Source organism: Pseudoalteromonas sp. PA2MD11 (genome assembly GCF_017808125.1).
In the GTDB taxonomy this organism is placed as follows: domain Bacteria; phylum Pseudomonadota; class Gammaproteobacteria; order Enterobacterales; family Alteromonadaceae; genus Pseudoalteromonas; species Pseudoalteromonas simplex.
In genome coordinates, this window is sequence record NZ_JADKNF010000017.1 from 1 (window position 1) to 16,992 (window position 16,992).

Genomic DNA, 16,992 nt, shown 5'->3' on the forward strand with positions numbered 1-16,992 from the left:
AAAAATCAAACCGAATATCAGCCTCAAGTTACTTAAACTTCAACTTGAAGCTGGTTGTGAGAGATGGTATCTACAAGCAAGTGCTAACCTAGCACCTAGTTCCTAGAGCCTAGCTCCTATGACCTAACCACTAACACCTTTCCCCTTGCAACTCGCAACTAGCAACTCAAATCAACAATACTGCCCTGCTGCAAAGCCGCAGCTCCAGGCGTATTGGAAGTTGTAGCCGCCTAGCCAGCCGGTGACGTCAGTGACTTCGCCGATGAAATAAAGGCCCGGTGACTTTTTCGCTTCGAAGGTTTTTGAGCTTAACTCGTCGGTGTCTACACCGCCAAGCGTTACTTCGGCTGTTCTATAACCCTCTGTGCCGTTTGGTTTAATTTGCCAATTGTGAATGTAGTCATGTAATGCGTCGATTTGCGCATGGCTTAGCTGGTTTACATTGCAATCAGGGATCGCTTTCGTGTCGTGCAGCATTTCAACAAAGCGTTTTGGTAAAATTGTCGCAAGGGTATTTTTTAGTGACTTTTGCCCTTGGCTTTGACGCCAAAGCTCAAGCTGCAGCTTTAAATCGAGCTCGGGTAACAAGTTGATGTACACAGTTTGCCCTGCACGCCAAAAAGAGCTGATTTGTAAAATAGCTGGGCCCGAAAGGCCACGATGAGTAAACAAGATGTTTTCTTTAAACTGGGTGCCATCTTCACTGGTAACCAGACAAGGAATGCTGATCCCCGATAACCCATCAAAGCGATCTTTATCATGCTGGTGCAACGTAAATGGCACTAATGCCGCCATCGTTGGTAGCACTGCTAAACCAAATTGCTCGGCAATTTTATACCCAATTGGTGATGCACCGAGCTTAGGCATGGTTAGTCCACCCGATGCGACAACTAACGACTCGCATTGATAGCTATCTTGCTCGGTAATAACTTCATAGCCCGCATCGTTTTTTGTCACGCTGAGTACTTCGTTACGCAGCGCTATGTTAACACCTGCCCACTCACACTCAGTTAAAAGAATGTCAACGATATCTTGTGCGCTGTTATCACAAAATAGCTGACCCAGCGTTTTATGGTGATAAGCCAAGCCGTGACGGTCCACCAGCTCTATAAAGTCATGTTGGGTATAACGGCTTAAACACGATTTTACAAAGTGAGGATTGCCACATAAGTAGTTGTCTGGGCTTGCGTTTTCATTGGTGAAGTTACAACGCCCGCCGCCGCTGATTAATATTTTACGGCCCGGCTTCTTGCCCATATCAAGCACAGTAACATTGCGACCACGGTAGCCTGCTTGTGCAGCGCACATCAAACCTGCGGCGCCGGCACCAATCACAATTACATCTACTTGGGTCATTACTCATACTCACTAAAAAAATTTAGCTGATTATAACAAGTTATTGTCGTCGCTGTGTTAACTCAGAGATGTTTTTACAAAAAAGATAAAACCAAAAAACGAAATAAAGCAAAAACTCAAAACCATAAAATTATAACTTTATTATGAGAAAACAACCAAAAAACACCACAAAAAGACTGATTTAGACGTCTATACATTTAGTTATAACCAAAATAGAGACAACCATAATAAAACGATATTTTAACTAAATTAACATATATTTTACCTTTGTCCCCCTTCACGAAAAACATCGTGGAGATTTACATAACAATCTAGGGATCATTATGACAACTAACAACAACTTGAAGAAATGCGCAATTGCACTGAGCTTGACTGCGTTGTTTGGAACAACAGCAGCTATGGCTACTCCAGATCAACTTATGTCACCATCTATGCAGGAAACTGCAGCTAAATTACAAGGCCAAGAAGGCTTCGGTACTCAATTTATCATCAAGTATAAAAACAATAGTGATGAAATGATGACCATGTCGGCAGCAGAACAAACGCCGACTATGATGAACAAAAAAGCAAAAGGCTTTATTAAAAACTTCAGCAGCAAAAAAGGTAAAGTAAAAGCACAATACGTTCGTGCAATGGCGATGAGTAATCACCACGTAATGCGTGCTGATAAAAAACTATCAGCTGAAGAAACCCAAGAATTTATGCAAGAAATGGTCGCTTCTGGTAATGTTGAATACATCGAAATCGACCAAATGTTAAAGCCGTTTGCGACGCCTAACGACCCTCGTTATGACGACCAATGGCACTACTACGAGCAAGCGGGCGGTCTTAACCTTCCTACTGCTTGGGATACAGCAACGGGTAGCGGTGTCGTTGTAGCGGTACTTGATACTGGTTACCGCCCTCATATTGATTTAAATGCTAACATTCTTCAAGGCTATGACATGATCTCTAACGTGTCTGTAGCGAACGACGGCGGTGGTCGTGATAGCGATGCACGCGATCCGGGTGATGCAATCAGCGCTAACGAATGTGGTTACACACACAGTGCACAAAGTTCAAGCTGGCACGGTACACACGTTGCGGGTACTGTTGCAGCAGTCACTAATAACGGTGAAGGTGTTGCCGGTGTTGCTTACAACTCAAAAGTAGTGCCAGTGCGTGTACTCGGTAAATGTGGTGGTTTAACTTCTGATATCGCTGACGGCATCATCTGGGCATCGGGTGGTTCAGTTTCTGGCGTTCCTACAAATGCTAACCCTGCTGATGTTATCAACATGAGTTTAGGTGGTAGCGGTTCATGTAGCTCTACAACACAAAACGCTATCAACCAAGCGCGTAACAACGGTTCTGTAATTGTAATCGCTGCAGGTAACGATAACGATAACTCTGCAAACTACAACCCTGGTAACTGTAATGGTGTTGTAAACGTTGCATCTGTTGGTCGTAACGGTGGTCGTGCATACTACTCAAACTACGGTAGCAACATTGACGTTGCAGCACCGGGTGGCGCGCAAAGCTTTGCGAATGACTCTGAAGGTGTGTTATCTACTCACAACTCAGGCTCTTCAAGCCCTAGCAGTGATTCATACCACTACTCACAAGGTACATCGATGGCAGCTCCACATGTTGCGGGTGTCGCAGCATTAATCAAACAAGCTAAGCCATCAGCAACACCTGATGAAATCGAAAGTATCTTAAAATCGACAACTCGTTCTTTCCCAGCAACATGTACTAGCTGTGGTACAGGTATTGTTGATGCGGCAGCCGCGGTTGCAGCAGCCTCAGGTACAACACCACCACCAACGGGTAACGTATTAGAAGATGGTCAAGCACTAACTGGTTTAAGTGGCTCTGCTAGCAGCCAAACTTTCTACACAATGGAAGTGCCAACAGGTGCGACTAACGTAACCTTCACAATGAGTGGCGGTTCAGGCGATGCTGACCTTTACGTTCGTGCAGGTAGCGCACCAACAACATCAACCTATGATTGTCGCCCGTATAAAGGCGGTAACAACGAAGTATGTTCTATCGATAACCCAACAGCAGGTACTTACCATGTAATGCTGAATGGTTACTCTGCATACTCAGGTGTTAGCCTTGTGGGTGATTTAACAACTTCTGGCGGTGGTTCAGGCTCAGGTTCACCACAAGCAGGTGGTGGCACAGTAACAGATATCTCTGCAAGTGCAGGCCAATGGAAGCATTACACTATTGATGTTCCTGCCGGTATGGCAAGCTTTACAGTAACGACATCAGGCGGTACTGGCGATTCAGACTTATTCGTTAAGTTTGGTAGCCAACCAACATCATCAAGCTATGACTGTCGCCCTTACAAAAACGGTAACGCAGAAACTTGTACGTTCAGTAATCCACAAGCAGGTACTTGGCACTTAAGCTTAAATGCTTACCGTACTTTCTCGGGTGTTACACTGGATGCGCAATATCAACCTTAATAGTTGATCTCCTAAGTCACCCCCAGGGACTTTCAGCCGGACTTACGTCCGGCTTTTTTGTACTAACTTAAGCACGAATTGCTATTAAAGCTTTTCTAGCACAGCTTCAGCGCGGCTTACTACAAACTCTTTGTCTTGTTCAACAAACAGCCCTGTTACAGTTTGGTTTTCAACGATCATTGCATAACGCTTAGAACGTATACCACCAAAACCAGCTGTGTCTTTATCTAAACCAAGTGCTTTGGTAAAACTTGCATCACCATCTGCTAACATACGAATATGCTCAGCGTTATGAGCTTCTCCCCATGCTTTCATTACAAATGCATCGTTCACCGATACACAGTAGATTGCATCAACGCCTTTAGCAGTAATTTTATCGGCCAGGGTAATAAACTCAGGTAAGTGAGCATTAGAGCATGTTGGTGTAAATGCACCCGGCACCGCAAACAACACTACTTTTTTATCTGCAAATAATGCCTCTGTTGTTAAGGTTTGCATGCCTTCGCTAGTTAATTCACTAAGGGTTGCTGTAGGTATAGTGTGGCCTTGTTCGATCATCGTAATTCCTTGAAAGAAAATAAGAGTACAGAGTATATACCTAAAAAATTGAATACAGCATGATTTTAAGGACAAACAACGTAAACCATTGCTCGCCCTTTGAAGGGTTATAAACCTAAGCTGGCTTTAATGGTATGCATTTGCTCTTGTAGGCGATGCTGAATATCACTAACCAGAGAGTTTGATTCGCTTACCTGCCCTTTCATGCTTTGCATTGATTGACTGAAGTTTTCTAGTAAGGCGTTTTGCTGTTTAGCCAGCTCCATAGCATCAAATGCGACCTTATTTGCATCTTGCGCGTTGCCAGCTACGCCTTCGGAGTTACGTTTAAGTTCTTGGGCATTTTGTGTTTGTAGCTCGGCATCATTAGCCAGTGCACTAATTTGCTCCGATACCATGGTGGAGTTTTCACTTAAGCGGTTTAACTGATTGTTAATATCATCAAGTGAACCCTGCGTTTGTCTGGCAAGTTTTCGTACTTCGTCAGCGACCACCGCAAAGCCTCGGCCATGCTCACCTGCACGCGCCGATTCAATCGCTGCATTCAGTGCTAATAAGTTTGTTTGCTCAGCAATATTTTTGATCACCTCAATAACTTGGCCCACATCATCAACGCCTTTTAATAGCTCTTTTAAGCTATCTAGGCCTTGCTCAACGCGTTCTTCAGTACGAGAGCTTGCGGTTAACATGCTATCTGCAAAGCCTAGGCTCTGCTCCATCGCACCAAAGGTTTGTTTGGCGTTATCAGCAACTTGACCATTGATGTTATTAACCTGTTCACCAATGTCTTGAATATCAGTAAGTAAACTTTGGTTTTGTTCAACCTGAGAGTGGCTAGCATCAGTTTGCTGGGCAATCGTATGTAAGTGCTCGCTCATCTCTAGCATAAAGTCATTAATAACCTTAAGCATTTGTGCTCGTTCTTCTGCTTCACCACGCTGGCGCTCAATCAATTGATTAAAGTAATGGGCAATTTCACCGACTTCAGTTTTCGGATTTTTACTCTCAATGTTTTTAAGCTCATTACTCTCAATTAAGAAAGCAAAGCCATCACGCAATTGACGCAGCGGGTTAAGCACTTGGTTACGCTGTACGAAATACACACCCGCTGCTAAAACCACCAGCATGCCAATGGCTACACAAAACACGATAAACACTTGCTGCTTAAGGTCGCTCTGTTCATCTTTTAGCTTTTGCTCTGCACCGAGCACCGTTGTAGACAAGGCGCCTATTTGCTCGCGCAATGCTTGCATGCCGGTTTGACGCTGCTCTGCTTGCTCAAGAGTGGATGCTAAATCACGTGGGAAGCGTTTGGGCCAGCTACTTAACTCAGCTTTTATGTCACCGGCCAAATCTTCTGCTTCTTCGCCAAAAAATAAAGCGTCTTCATCCACTTCGCTCATTACACCTAGGTTTTCGAGTCTGTCGATTTTAGTAGCAAGGGCATTTAAGTTTTCAACACTTTGATTAAGGCTGTTTTTAGTGTCTTGATCAAAGTTGATCACTAACTTGTAAGTATATAAAGCAAGTGATGTCACTTCGCTGTAGTAGTCAGCAGCAAGTTGATAATATTCAAGCGCAAGCGCTGTTTGCGGCTGTGCTTTACGTGCATAGCCAATTAACGAAGAGGCAGAGCCTGCCATTTGTCTTAACGAGTTATCAAGCAGCGCCATTTCGTTACCCGACAGCTTACCTAAAGCGCGGTACTTACCATTGATGTCTTTATCGAGTGCTGTTAGCTGGCTATTAAGCTGCCTTGCAAGATCACTAGGCAACTTAGCTAAATGCTGCTTTTTAACATCACTTATCAGCGTAGAAGCTTTATTTAAGTGTTGGCTGTCACCTTGTTCTAAATAATCATCAAGGTAGCTTTTTAAATCAATAATAATGGTGTTTTTTAGCTTGTTATAAGCGTTATCTTGTTGCTCTAAACCGAATAAGGTTTGACTTGCCCAAAACAGAGTGGCTGCTAATAAAATACTAGCGAGAGTAAGTAAAACGGCCAATAGCCGAGTAAATGATGACACGCGCATAAACGATATTCCCAAGTAACGTTGCGCGCGTAGAATATTAACCTTTTATGACAATTTGATGAAATACCACCATAAACAACTACGCGAAAAAACCAAATACATCCAAAAACATTAGATTTAAACCATTGCCGCTTTTACATATACATCAAAGCGGTTCTTTTTGGTTTTGATTTGCATACTCGGGGTTTTGTCATTTAAAAATGGCGCGTAATCAGGGCGCTTCACAACCACTCGCTTACTAGCAAGCGGATAAGCAAACTCTAATAGATCATCGGCATCGCTATCTGAGCCCACAAGCTCTTGGAATACTCGCATTTCTTTTTTAACGAGGGCTGATTTTTCACGATGAGGAAACATAGGATCTAAGTACACAACATCAGGAGTATCACTACACTGCGCCAGTAACGAATGACTAGAGCCAAACACTAAGCTCATGTTTTCTTTCATCCAGGGGCCAATTTCTGCATCGTTATAGGCACGTTCTAGGCCATCAAATAATAGCGCGGCAACTACTGGATGACGCTCATGTAAAATAACTTTACAGCCTAGTGATGCCAGTACAAAGCCATCACGACCAAGGCCTGCGGTGGCATCAAGAACCACTGGTGTGGCACCTTTATTTAACCCTACAGCCTTTGCTATAGCCTGCCCTTTACCTCCACCAAACTTACGGCGGTGAGCAGCAGCACCCGTTACAAAATCAACATGGATTGCACCTAGCTTAGGTTCGTCCTTTTTTTTCAAGCTAAGACCTTGGTCGTCATAATGAAGCGAAAAGCCCGCATTCTGCTCAGCCCACTTAGCTAAACCAAAACGCAACTCTATTGCATCTAAATAAGGGCGCATTTCTTTAAAAGGACAATGAATTACCACACAAAACTCCGAGCTATATTAATCGGCGTCAGTATAGCATGCCTTAAAATAGCTCGATATCCGTTTGTGAAGTGACATCTTCAGTGTGACTAGGCTCTGCCATTTTTTGCAAACTGGCGAGAAGATCACTACGCGCTTCAATAATGTGTTTTAACTGATATTTTATAAACGCTAAATCATCATTGAGCGAAGAAAATAATAACTTAGTCTGCTCTAGTTGCTGTAGATGAAAAGTTACTTCATCACTACTCGACAAATTGCTTTGTGCGACTGACTTATTTAACTCATCCAATTGCGCAGCTAGCTTTTCAACCGCTCGTTCGCGTGAATCACTGTTTTGATACATTTGTTGAGATAGTTCATTAAAGGCATTCCCAATTTGCTGTGCCTGAGTCAGTGCCCGCTCATTAATTTCCATATCTTGAACTTTTGCGTTTGTGACTTCGAGGATGTGCGGGAATAAATCTTTATAACGACCATAAAGTTGGGCATCATCTAGTGGCATGTTTTTGACTAACATTGACACTTTAGGGTAATTAATAATGGTGCGGTGGCTAAAATCAACAAAGCGATTCGCATCACGATGTTTTTCAAGTAACTCCTGCTCTAAAGGGCATACTCCACCTTCGGCACAGCAAAACACACCGACATCGTGATACCAAAACGCCAGCACGACATCAAGCTCCATCGGGTTAAAAAACTCAAACATATGCTCAGATAACGCTTTGATATCATGCGCATGATAAGTCTGCCCAACGTAGCGCATGATGCGTCCCATATCACCTGAATCTGTCATCGCTATTTCGGCGGTTATTTGCGCTCGCTCAACGTCACTGGTTAATTTTTTTGAATGCTGGCGGTACTGATATAACACACGAATTCGTGCCATCAGCTCTTCAGCATTGAATGGTTTTACAATGTAATCAGCTGCACCTGCGTTATAGCCTTTTACACGGTCTGGTAAGTCCGCTTTACCCGATAAAAACATCACAGGAATATCTTTAGTTTGCGGGTTAGCTTTTAATTCGTTACACACCTCGTACCCTGATTTAGCAGGCATTTCAACATCAAGTAAGATAATGTCTGGGCTGTACTTTATCGCCTGTCTTAATCCTTCTTCACCATTTTTAGCATGGATCAACGTGCAAAAGCCCGATAGTGATTCTTCAATCACATGATGGACATACTTATCATCATCAATGGCTAATACAAGTTTTGACATACTTAATTCCTGCAACTGTTTTTAAAAAGAATAGTACGCAAGATTGAATTTGCTAAGAATTATTAATAAAAAAGCGCCTTACGGCGCTTTAGTTTAAGTAATGTGTATTATGCTGAAATACCACTATGTCTTAGTAGTGCATCAACTTGTGGTTCGCGTCCGCGGAACTTTTTAAATAGCTCCATTGGCTCTTCGCTACCCCCTTTTTCTAAAATGTTCTTTAAGAAAGCTTCGCCCGTTGCTGGGTTAAAAATGCCTTCTTCTTCAAATTTAGAAAACGCATCGGCCGAGAGTACTTCAGCCCATTTATAAGAGTAATAACCTGCGCTATAACCGCCTGCAAAAATATGGCTAAAGCCATGCTGGAAACGATTAAACGCTGGCGCTTTAACAACAGCCGTTTTACTGCGTACCTCATCAAGTGTTGCTTGAATATGACATGGCTCACCCGATTTGTAAGTATGGTGAATAGTAAAATCAAACAACGAGAACTCAAGCTGACGCAGCATTTGCATACCTGATTGGAAGTTCTTCGCCGCAAGGAGTTTATCTAGTAACTCTTTTGGTAATGGCTCATCTGTTTCGTAATGACCCGAAATAAAGCTCAGCGCTTCTTCTTCGTAACACCAGTTTTCAAGGAACTGACTTGGTAACTCAACCGCGTCCCATGCAACACCGTTAATACCAGCAACTGGCGCTGCATCAACTTGTGTCAACATATGGTGAATACCATGACCAAACTCATGGAATAATGTAGTCACTTCGTTATGCGTAAACAAAGCCGGCTTATCACCCACTGCTTTATTAAAGTTACACACTAAGTACGCAACTGGGGTTTGTAATTCGCCGTTTGCACGTACTTTTCGACCCATGCAGTCATCCATCCAAGCACCGCCACGCTTGCGATCGCGGGCGTATAAATCTAGATAAAAGCGACCACGTAACGTGTTGCTGTTATCGTAAATTTCGAAGAAACGTACATCAGGGTGGTAAGTATCAAACTCTGTCACTTCTTTAACGCTAATACCAAATAAACGATTAACGGTAGTGAATAAGCCACTTAGAACTTTATTGGCTGGAAAATATGGGCGCAGCACTTCATCAGAAATCGCGTACTTCTCTTGCTTGAGCTTTTCGCCGTAGTAAGCGTAGTCCCACGCAGCCAGTTCCGTCACACCGTGCTTATCTTTTGCGTAAGCTGTTAGCTCAGCAAGCTCTTGCTCAGCTTGTGGCTTAGACTTAGCAGCTAAATCTTCTAAGAATGAGAAAACTTGCTCTGGCGTTTCTGCCATTTTAGTCGCCAATGACATATCAGCGTAGCTGTTAAAACCAAGTAACTCGGCAAGTTCATGACGCAGGGCAAGCTCTTCGCTCATAATAGCTGAGTTATCAAATTCACCAGCGTTAGGGCCTTGATCAGAGGCACGCGTCACAAACGCAGTGTAAAACTCTTCACGTAACTCGCGGTTATCAGCATAAGTCATGATTGGTAAGTAAGATGGAAAATCTAGCGTGAATACCCAGCCTTCTAGCTCTTTGCTTTTAGCTGTATCTGCACCTAGTGCTAACGCAGACTCTGGTAAACCAGCCAGTTCGCTTTCATCTGTAATATGCTTTTGCCAAGCAAGCGTGGCATCCATTACATTGTTACCAAACTTAGAGGCCAGCTCAGATAAACGCGCACTGATTTCGCCATAACGCTTTTGTTGCTCAGGCTTTAAGGCAATACCAGATAGCTCAAAATCGCGCAGTGCATTAGTAATGGTTTTTTGCTGGGCAGTCGTTAGTGTTTTAAATTCATCACTGTTGTGAAGCGCGTTGTAAGCATCGTACAAACCTTGATGCTGACCAACAAAGGTTGAATACTCAGATAACAACGGCAAACATTGCTCATAGGCTTCACGTAGCTCGTCGTTATTAACGACAGAATTCATATGTGATACCGGTGAAAATAAGCGTGATAACTTGTCATCAGCTTCTTCAAGCGGAAGCACCAAATCATTCCATGTGTATGATTTGCTTGCCAGTACCTCATCTATTTTGGTACGACACTCAGCAATCGCTGCTTTTAATGCTGGCACTACGTGTGCTGGTTTAATTTTAGAAAACGGCGGAAGCCCTTCTAAACCAATGAGCGGGTTATTTTCTGCAATTGTCATTTTCGTTCTCAAATTTTATGCGAAGATGATTTTGAAGTTGGGGCGAATTGATGAAATACAAGGGGCTTAACCTTGGTCTTTATTATGCTATTATCAACTTATTACTAAATCGATTAATTAATAAAAAGTTATCTATTTTTGAGGACAAACTATGGCTCAGCATTTTGATTACATTGCAATTGGTGGTGGTAGTGGCGGTATTGCCTCTGCAAACCGTGCAGCAATGCGTGGCGCAAAAGTCGCTCTTATTGAAGCAAAACACATGGGTGGCACCTGTGTAAACGTGGGTTGTGTTCCAAAGAAAGTAATGTGGCACGGCGCACAAATTGCTGAAGCAATTAACGCATATGCACCTGACTACGGCTTTGATGTTGAATTAAAAGGTTTTAGCTGGGCTAAATTAGTTGAAAGCCGCGAAGCGTATATTGGCCGTATTCACCAAGGTTACAACAAGTACTTATCTAGCAATGGTGTAACTGTAATCAATGGCTTTGCTAAGTTTGTTGATAACAAAACAGTTGAAGTAAACGGTGAGCTATACACTGCTGACCATATCCTTGTTGCTGTTGGTGGTCGCCCTACTATTCCTAACATTCCAGGCGCTGAGCTTGGTATTGATTCAAATGGCTTCTTTGAGCTAGACGCACAGCCTAAGCGTGTTGCTGTGGTTGGTGCAGGCTACATTGCCGTTGAAATCGCAGGCGTACTTCATAGCCTTGGTACAGAAACACACCTGTTTGTTCGTAAAAACAAACCACTACGTACTTTTGACCCATACATTGTTGATACGCTTATCGATATTATGGCAAAAGAAGGCCCAACTCTTCACACTGAGTGCACACCTAAAGAAGTAGTTAAAGAAAGCGATGGCAGCTTAACCATTCACTTTGAAAATGGTCACAGCCAAAACGTTGATGAAGTTATTTGGGCAATTGGCCGTACACCTACAACTGACAAGATCAATCTTGCTGCGGCAGGTGTTGAAGTAACTGAAGCTGGTTACGTTAAAGTAGACGAATTCCAAAACACCACAGCTGAAAACGTATACGCAGTTGGCGATATCATCGAAAACGGTATCGAACTTACGCCAGTAGCCGTTAAAGCAGGTCGTATTTTATCAGAGCGCTTATTCAATAAAAAACTACCTGATGATTTAAAAATGGACTACGAGCTAGTACCTACTGTGGTATTCAGCCATCCACCAATCGGCACAATTGGTTTAACAGAGCAGCAAGCGATTGATCAATACGGCAGCGATAACGTTAAAGTATATAAATCAAGCTTTGCAGCAATGTACACAGCGGTTACTCAGCACCGTCAAGCATGTAACATGATGCTAGTGTGTGCAGGCGAAGACGAAAAAGTTGTTGGCTTACACGGCATTGGCTTTACCGTTGACGAAATGATCCAAGGCTTTGCCGTTGCAATGAAGATGGGCGCAACCAAAGCAGACTTTGATGCTGTTGTGGCTATTCACCCGACTGGCTCAGAAGAGTTTGTAACGATGAGATAAATCGCGTTGCGAGTCAATGTTAAAACCTTGTGGTGCTGCCACAAGGTTTTTTATTGAGTAAATTTGGTAGTGATTTCAGTACACTATCAAAGCTCAGAAATTGCTTGACTAAAAATACGTTTAAGTAAATCTAGGTTTAAATTCACACCTGCAATATTCGCATCAATCCACTCTCTCTGAGAGATTGGAGGCCACGAAACCTTATAGCCGATGCTATATAACATTTCTTCAAAAAAGAAACGTAACACTCTACCGTTACCTTCGCGGAATGGGTGAAGTAAATTTAGCTCACAAAACAAGTCTGCCACTTTTTCAATTAGTTCATCATTATTCTGACAATTCGATATTGCCGGAATGGTTCGAAATAATTTGTTAGCTTCAGGCTCAATACGCGTCCAAGTACAAAAGCGGGTATTACCCTTGGAGATATCAACATCCCTAATTTGACCTGCCCACACATATAAGTCTTGAAATAAGTGGTGATGAAGATGTTTTAAATGCTCAAGTGAAAACTTAGATAGAGGTTGTTCGGGGGAGTCATAAGTTCTATAGCGTTCAGCGGTAAACTCAGCTTCAGCTTGATCTAATATATCCGATTCTCGAATATCTAATAAATTAATTAATACATCAGAGGCAGGGTAGCAATATTTATCTTGAGCTACCCCGTATTTATCGCGCATATTTACGCTTCAATTCAGCAATACTTTTGCCTTCACTATTAGTTTTCAGCGTTAGACCTTCATAGCTTAAACTGACCTTAAAGTTATCCATATCGGGCATAAACTTAGTTTTTTGCTGATTGCTAGTCTTAGCAGTTTTGGTAGTCATAAACCCTCCTGTAATACTGATAATTCTAGCTTATTCAAGCATAAATTGCCATTAATCAACTTATTCGAAAGTACAGCCAAAAAGAAGAGAAAAAGGCAATTAAAATACTGACCAATTTAAACTTTTTAATGCCTATGATTACAAAGTGAGGGGGAGTTGTTAAACTCAGCTAAAAGAATAAAAACGTAAACTACTTTGCAATCAATCACTTTATTCCCTGTACACCTTGTACAGAGTATCTTTCTGTTTCAAATGTTATTTGGTGCATTATTAATTAATAGCCAAAAACAAAGTCGTTCCTTGGTGTTGCTGTTTGCATTTCAAGGCTGTGTGTGCGCCTTTAACCTGCTAGAAGGATTAGGGTTTTCTAGTTACTTAATTACCCCTGCATTTACATTACTGTATGGGCCTATGATTTACTTTTTTACCTTGTCGATTACAGGTAAACAGCCCTTTAAAACATCACACTACGCGGTACACTTAATTCCTGCGGCTATTTCCTTGACCTTTACCCACTACACGCAAGCGATCATTTTACTTGGTTCGCTCAGTCAACTTGGTTATTTCTACTTCGCTTATGGCATTTTAAAGCGCTATCACAAACAACTTATGCATGCGCGATCAGATGCTGAGAGCCTTAAATTAAAGTGGCTGATCAAAGCATTATTTATTTTTGCCATTATTGTCGTATTTGATTTGCTGCGCATGAATGTACAACCAATCACGCCGCTCGATTTAAAGATGCACTGGTATTTATTAAACGAAATACTGTTACTGCTAATGTTTAGCTTTTTGTTGTTTCACACCATCAAAAATAGCTTTCAATTCGAACCAGTCACATTGCCTGAAGAACCCGAAGCTGAACAAACTAATTCGGCTGACGAGCAACTTGCGCAGCAAATTTTCTCAACCATTGATAACTTGGTTATTAACGAATCGCTTTATCGACAACCTAGGCTCTCACTAAACGACTTAGCAAATCAAACCGGGCTCGGTAGTAAAGAAATATCTTGGGCTATTAACAGCTCAACGGGGAACAACTTTTGTGAGTACATCAACCAGCATAGAGTGAATGATGTTAAACGCGAAATAGAGCAAGACTCACCTCAAAAACTCAGCCTGATAGAGCTGGCATTTCAAGCAGGCTTTAATTCTAAATCTACTTTTAATGCCGTGTTTAAAAAAGAAACGGGATTAACACCGAGTCAATTTAAGAAGCAAACGCAAAAGAATTAGCTCATAAAACAGACAAAGAACGTCCTAAATCCTGTTTTAGGACGCTTTTTTACAACTCAAACGCTAATTTAAACAAAAACAACTTTGAGACTCCTGATGTACAAGTCCTATTTTTTACTACTAACTTTGTGCCTATTAATAAACTTTTCGGGTTTTGCTTTAGCAACGAATCACTCTTTAGAGGTGACGAATCAAGCTTTAAAAGTGCAGCCAAGTCGCGTTGGTGCAAGCGACCCAATCGCTTACTTTCAATCGAAAACAGCAGCAATAGAATTTGCTAAACAACAAAACTGGGCTCAGGTGAATAAACTCACAAAAATGCTCATTAATGAATATCAAAATGATGGCGATACTTGGTATTTACTTGGCCTTAGTTACTTTCAATTGGCCGATTATCAAAATGCCAGCAATGCTTTGCAACGCGCACTTGCAATTGGGACTAGCTTAAAAGGCATTCCTAATGGGGCCAGTAACCCGAACGATTTAATGGTGAAAATTGCAGAGGCATACGCAGAGCTTAAAAACCAACAGCAAGCTGAGTATTGGCTTAAAAAAGCACTGGCAGCAAGGTGGGATGACCGCCCAACACTTGCTGGCACCAGCTTATTTAAATCTGGTATTAACCCTCACTTTGAACGCTTTGCGCAATCGGCCAGTTATAAATCACTTGCGGGTAATAATTTGGATACTGAACTCAATCGAGATCAAAAATGGCGCGCCGATTTAGCGTTTTTAGTCTCAGAAATTAAACGTTTACACGTGGCAATGTATCAAAACATGAGCTCACAACAGTTTGCAGAAAAAGTAGCTAAGATTGATAAATTGATTCCTGATCTGACTGATCAGCAAATTGTTTTTCAGTTTATGGAGCTAATTGCATTACTTGGCAATGGTCATAATCTATTGATCCCAGCATGGGGTGAAACAGGCAACTTTCAGCAACTACCATTTCAGTTTTATCAATTTAGTGACGGTTTATACATCAGCAAAGCAAGTAGCGATTACCAGCAATATGTTGGCTATAAAGTTGAGGCATTTGCCGATACACCAGCCCAGCAAGCTCTTGAGTTAACTAAACGTGTTAATGCTCGCGATAATGAAATGCAAACCCTTTGGCTGGGTCCCTATTATTTAAGTTTGCTTAATGTGCTAAACGGGCTTGGCATTAGCAAAGGGAGCGAGGTAACACTTACGCTCAGCTCACCAAAAGGCGCTATCACCACTATTACACCAGCGCTCAAATCAATGCAATTTGCAGGCTTTCCTAAGTTACCAAAACTTGCTGAACACCCTACGCTTAGATACTTAGCAAAAAACAATACGCCGTTTTGGAGCGAACAAATAAAAGCGAATAAATTACTGTATGTGCAATTCAATGATGTGCGTAATAGCAAAGATCTCACTCTTGTTGAATTTGCCATGCAGCTACAAGAACAGATCAAACACGATGACATTGAACATATGGTGCTAGACCTTCGCCATAACAGTGGTGGTAATGGCTCGCTCACCCCGCCTTTGGTGGCAACGGCCGCATTTTTTAAAGTATTAAAGCCACAAGGAAAGTTATTTATATTAATTGGCCGCAATACGTTTTCGGCAGGTCATGATGTAGCTGTTAAGATTGCCAATATAGTGCCTGCTATTTTTGTAGGTGAGCCATCAGGCACCCGCCCAAATGTGGCAGGTGAAGCTGGCTGGTTTAACCTGCCATACAGTAAACAAACAGGCCTTATTTCGAGCCAATTCCACCAGCAAAGCCGAGCGGAAGATCATCGAATCTGGTTAGCGCCCGATATGCCAATTACACTTTCTGCAAAAGACTACTTTGCAGGTATCGATCCGGTAATGGATGCTGTTTTAACTATAACTAAGCAATAACCAGTGCTGGCACAAACCTTGTAACTGTTAATAAAGTAACCAGTTATAGCAAGAGTTTGCTCTTGTTTACTGTGTAATTAAATAGTTATTACGCAGTAAACAAGGCATTTTTACAAGGAGGCACTGTGTCTAAGTCTGCAATTTTATATCGCATGGTGACCGATGAGCATATTTGCCCATTCGGTTTAAAATCAAAAGATTTACTAGAGCGTCATGGTTACGATGTTGATGATCGTCACTTAACCAGCCGTGAGCAAACTGACGAATTCAAACAGCAGCATGATGTAAAAACCACACCACAAACCTTTATCAATGATAAACGCATTGGTGGTTACGATGATTTACGCGACTTTTTTAATCTGGCCGAGGCTGGCCAACAAGGTACCAGTTATATCCCTGTTTTAGCCATTTTCGCAGTAGCTATGCTACTAAGCTGCGGTTTCACTTATGCCAGTGGTGAAGCTTTATTTTCTATGCAAAATCTGATGCTGTTCGTGGCATTATCAATGGCGGTATTAGCGATACAAAAGCTGCAAGACTTATTCAGCTTTTCTAACTCATTTATTACCTATGACTTACTAGCCATGCGTGTCGTGCCCTACGCCTATGTTTATCCATTTATCGAGGCGTATGTAGCGATAGGTATGGTGGCTAAATTACCCGCCTTAGCTGTTGCACCATTTTCATTATTTATTGGTGGTATAGGTGCGGTATCAGTTATTAAGGCTGTGTATATCGATAAACGAGAGCTGAAATGCGCCTGTGTTGGTGGCGACAGTAATGTGCCGCTCGGCTTTATATCACTGAGTGAAAACTTATTTATGATTGCCGCAGGTATATGGATGCTATTGAGCTAATACAAAAACGCGAGGGATTACCC

The 16,992-nt window shown here is 42.1% G+C and carries 13 protein-coding genes; 5 read left to right on the forward strand and 8 right to left on the reverse strand.

Features of this window, described 5'->3' with window-relative positions; genetic code table 11:
* Positions 1-171: 171 nt before the first annotated feature.
* Entirely contained in the window at positions 172-1,356 is a 1,185-nt protein-coding gene (locus ISP07_RS16460) for an NAD(P)/FAD-dependent oxidoreductase (RefSeq protein ID WP_209328266.1), read from the reverse strand.
* Positions 1,357-1,679: 323 nt separating this feature from the next.
* Between ISP07_RS16460 and ISP07_RS16465 the strand changes: the two genes are divergently transcribed.
* Positions 1,680-3,812, forward strand: a complete 2,133-nt coding sequence (locus tag ISP07_RS16465) for a S8 family peptidase (protein ID WP_209328267.1) — start codon at positions 1,680-1,682, stop codon at positions 3,810-3,812.
* 84 nt (positions 3,813-3,896) lie between these two features.
* Here the strand turns inward: ISP07_RS16465 and ISP07_RS16470 are convergent, their stop codons facing one another.
* The 5 genes from ISP07_RS16470 to prlC form a co-directional block, all read right to left on the reverse strand.
* Positions 3,897-4,370: a peroxiredoxin gene (locus ISP07_RS16470; protein ID WP_194442028.1), complete on the reverse strand. Its 474-nt coding sequence runs from the start codon at positions 4,368-4,370 to the stop codon at positions 3,897-3,899.
* Positions 4,371-4,477: 107 nt separating this feature from the next.
* The gene (locus ISP07_RS16475; RefSeq protein WP_209328268.1) at positions 4,478-6,403 is read right to left on the reverse strand and encodes a methyl-accepting chemotaxis protein; all 1,926 of its coding nucleotides are present in this window, start codon (positions 6,401-6,403) and stop codon (positions 4,478-4,480) included.
* Positions 6,404-6,520: 117 nt separating this feature from the next.
* A complete protein-coding gene (locus ISP07_RS16480) occupies positions 6,521-7,276 on the reverse strand; it encodes a class I SAM-dependent methyltransferase (protein ID WP_209328269.1) in 756 nt (251 codons plus the stop codon).
* Positions 7,277-7,319: 43 nt separating this feature from the next.
* Positions 7,320-8,498 (reverse strand): response regulator, encoded by a 1,179-nt coding sequence (locus ISP07_RS16485; RefSeq protein ID WP_054552774.1) that lies wholly within the window; start codon positions 8,496-8,498, stop codon positions 7,320-7,322.
* Between the two features lie 107 nt (positions 8,499-8,605).
* The gene (gene prlC / locus ISP07_RS16490) at positions 8,606-10,657 is read right to left on the reverse strand and encodes an oligopeptidase A (protein WP_209328270.1); all 2,052 of its coding nucleotides are present in this window, start codon (positions 10,655-10,657) and stop codon (positions 8,606-8,608) included.
* A gap of 151 nt (positions 10,658-10,808) precedes the next feature.
* Between prlC and gorA the strand changes: the two genes are divergently transcribed.
* Positions 10,809-12,170, forward strand: a complete 1,362-nt coding sequence (gene gorA, locus ISP07_RS16495; RefSeq protein ID WP_209328271.1) for a glutathione-disulfide reductase — start codon at positions 10,809-10,811, stop codon at positions 12,168-12,170.
* Positions 12,171-12,256: 86 nt separating this feature from the next.
* Here gorA and ISP07_RS16500 read toward each other — a convergent pair whose 3' ends face one another.
* Together ISP07_RS16500 and ISP07_RS16505 are read right to left on the reverse strand one after the other, a co-directional pair.
* Positions 12,257-12,850, reverse strand: coding sequence for a Fic/DOC family protein (locus tag ISP07_RS16500; RefSeq protein WP_166338735.1), 594 nt, complete (start codon positions 12,848-12,850; stop codon positions 12,257-12,259).
* Positions 12,840-12,998: a hypothetical protein gene (locus ISP07_RS16505; protein WP_166338734.1), complete on the reverse strand. Its 159-nt coding sequence runs from the start codon at positions 12,996-12,998 to the stop codon at positions 12,840-12,842. Before ISP07_RS16505 ends, ISP07_RS16500 begins: the two co-directional genes overlap by 11 nt.
* 195 nt (positions 12,999-13,193) lie before the next feature.
* Between ISP07_RS16505 and ISP07_RS16510 the strand changes: the two genes are divergently transcribed.
* From ISP07_RS16510 to ISP07_RS16520, 3 genes are all read left to right on the forward strand, one after another.
* Positions 13,194-14,234 (forward strand): helix-turn-helix domain-containing protein, encoded by a 1,041-nt coding sequence (locus ISP07_RS16510; RefSeq protein ID WP_209328272.1) that lies wholly within the window; start codon positions 13,194-13,196, stop codon positions 14,232-14,234.
* A gap of 204 nt (positions 14,235-14,438) precedes the next feature.
* Positions 14,439-16,112 (forward strand): hypothetical protein, encoded by a 1,674-nt coding sequence (locus ISP07_RS16515; RefSeq protein WP_209328273.1) that lies wholly within the window; start codon positions 14,439-14,441, stop codon positions 16,110-16,112.
* Between the two features lie 125 nt (positions 16,113-16,237).
* Positions 16,238-16,969, forward strand: a complete 732-nt coding sequence (locus ISP07_RS16520; RefSeq protein WP_209328274.1) for a MauE/DoxX family redox-associated membrane protein — start codon at positions 16,238-16,240, stop codon at positions 16,967-16,969.
* Positions 16,970-16,992 lie beyond the last annotated feature (23 nt).

Bases quoted from the DNA above. Each gene is read 5' to 3' on its own strand.
- prlC (WP_209328270.1), bottom strand. From the start codon at position 10,657: ATGACAATTGCAGAAAATAACCCGCTCATTGGTTTAGAAGGGCTTCCG.
- ISP07_RS16475 (WP_209328268.1), bottom strand. From the start codon at position 6,403: ATGCGCGTGTCATCATTTACTCGGCTATTGGCCGTTTTACTTACTCTC.
- ISP07_RS16470 (WP_194442028.1), bottom strand. From the start codon at position 4,370: ATGATCGAACAAGGCCACACTATACCTACAGCAACCCTTAGTGAATTA.
- ISP07_RS16500 (WP_166338735.1), bottom strand. From the start codon at position 12,850: ATGCGCGATAAATACGGGGTAGCTCAAGATAAATATTGCTACCCTGCC.
- ISP07_RS16485 (WP_054552774.1), bottom strand. From the start codon at position 8,498: ATGTCAAAACTTGTATTAGCCATTGATGATGATAAGTATGTCCATCAT.
- ISP07_RS16465 (WP_209328267.1), top strand. From the start codon at position 1,680: ATGACAACTAACAACAACTTGAAGAAATGCGCAATTGCACTGAGCTTG.
- ISP07_RS16505 (WP_166338734.1), bottom strand. From the start codon at position 12,998: ATGACTACCAAAACTGCTAAGACTAGCAATCAGCAAAAAACTAAGTTT.
- gorA (WP_209328271.1), top strand. From the start codon at position 10,809: ATGGCTCAGCATTTTGATTACATTGCAATTGGTGGTGGTAGTGGCGGT.
- ISP07_RS16460 (WP_209328266.1), bottom strand. From the start codon at position 1,356: ATGACCCAAGTAGATGTAATTGTGATTGGTGCCGGCGCCGCAGGTTTG.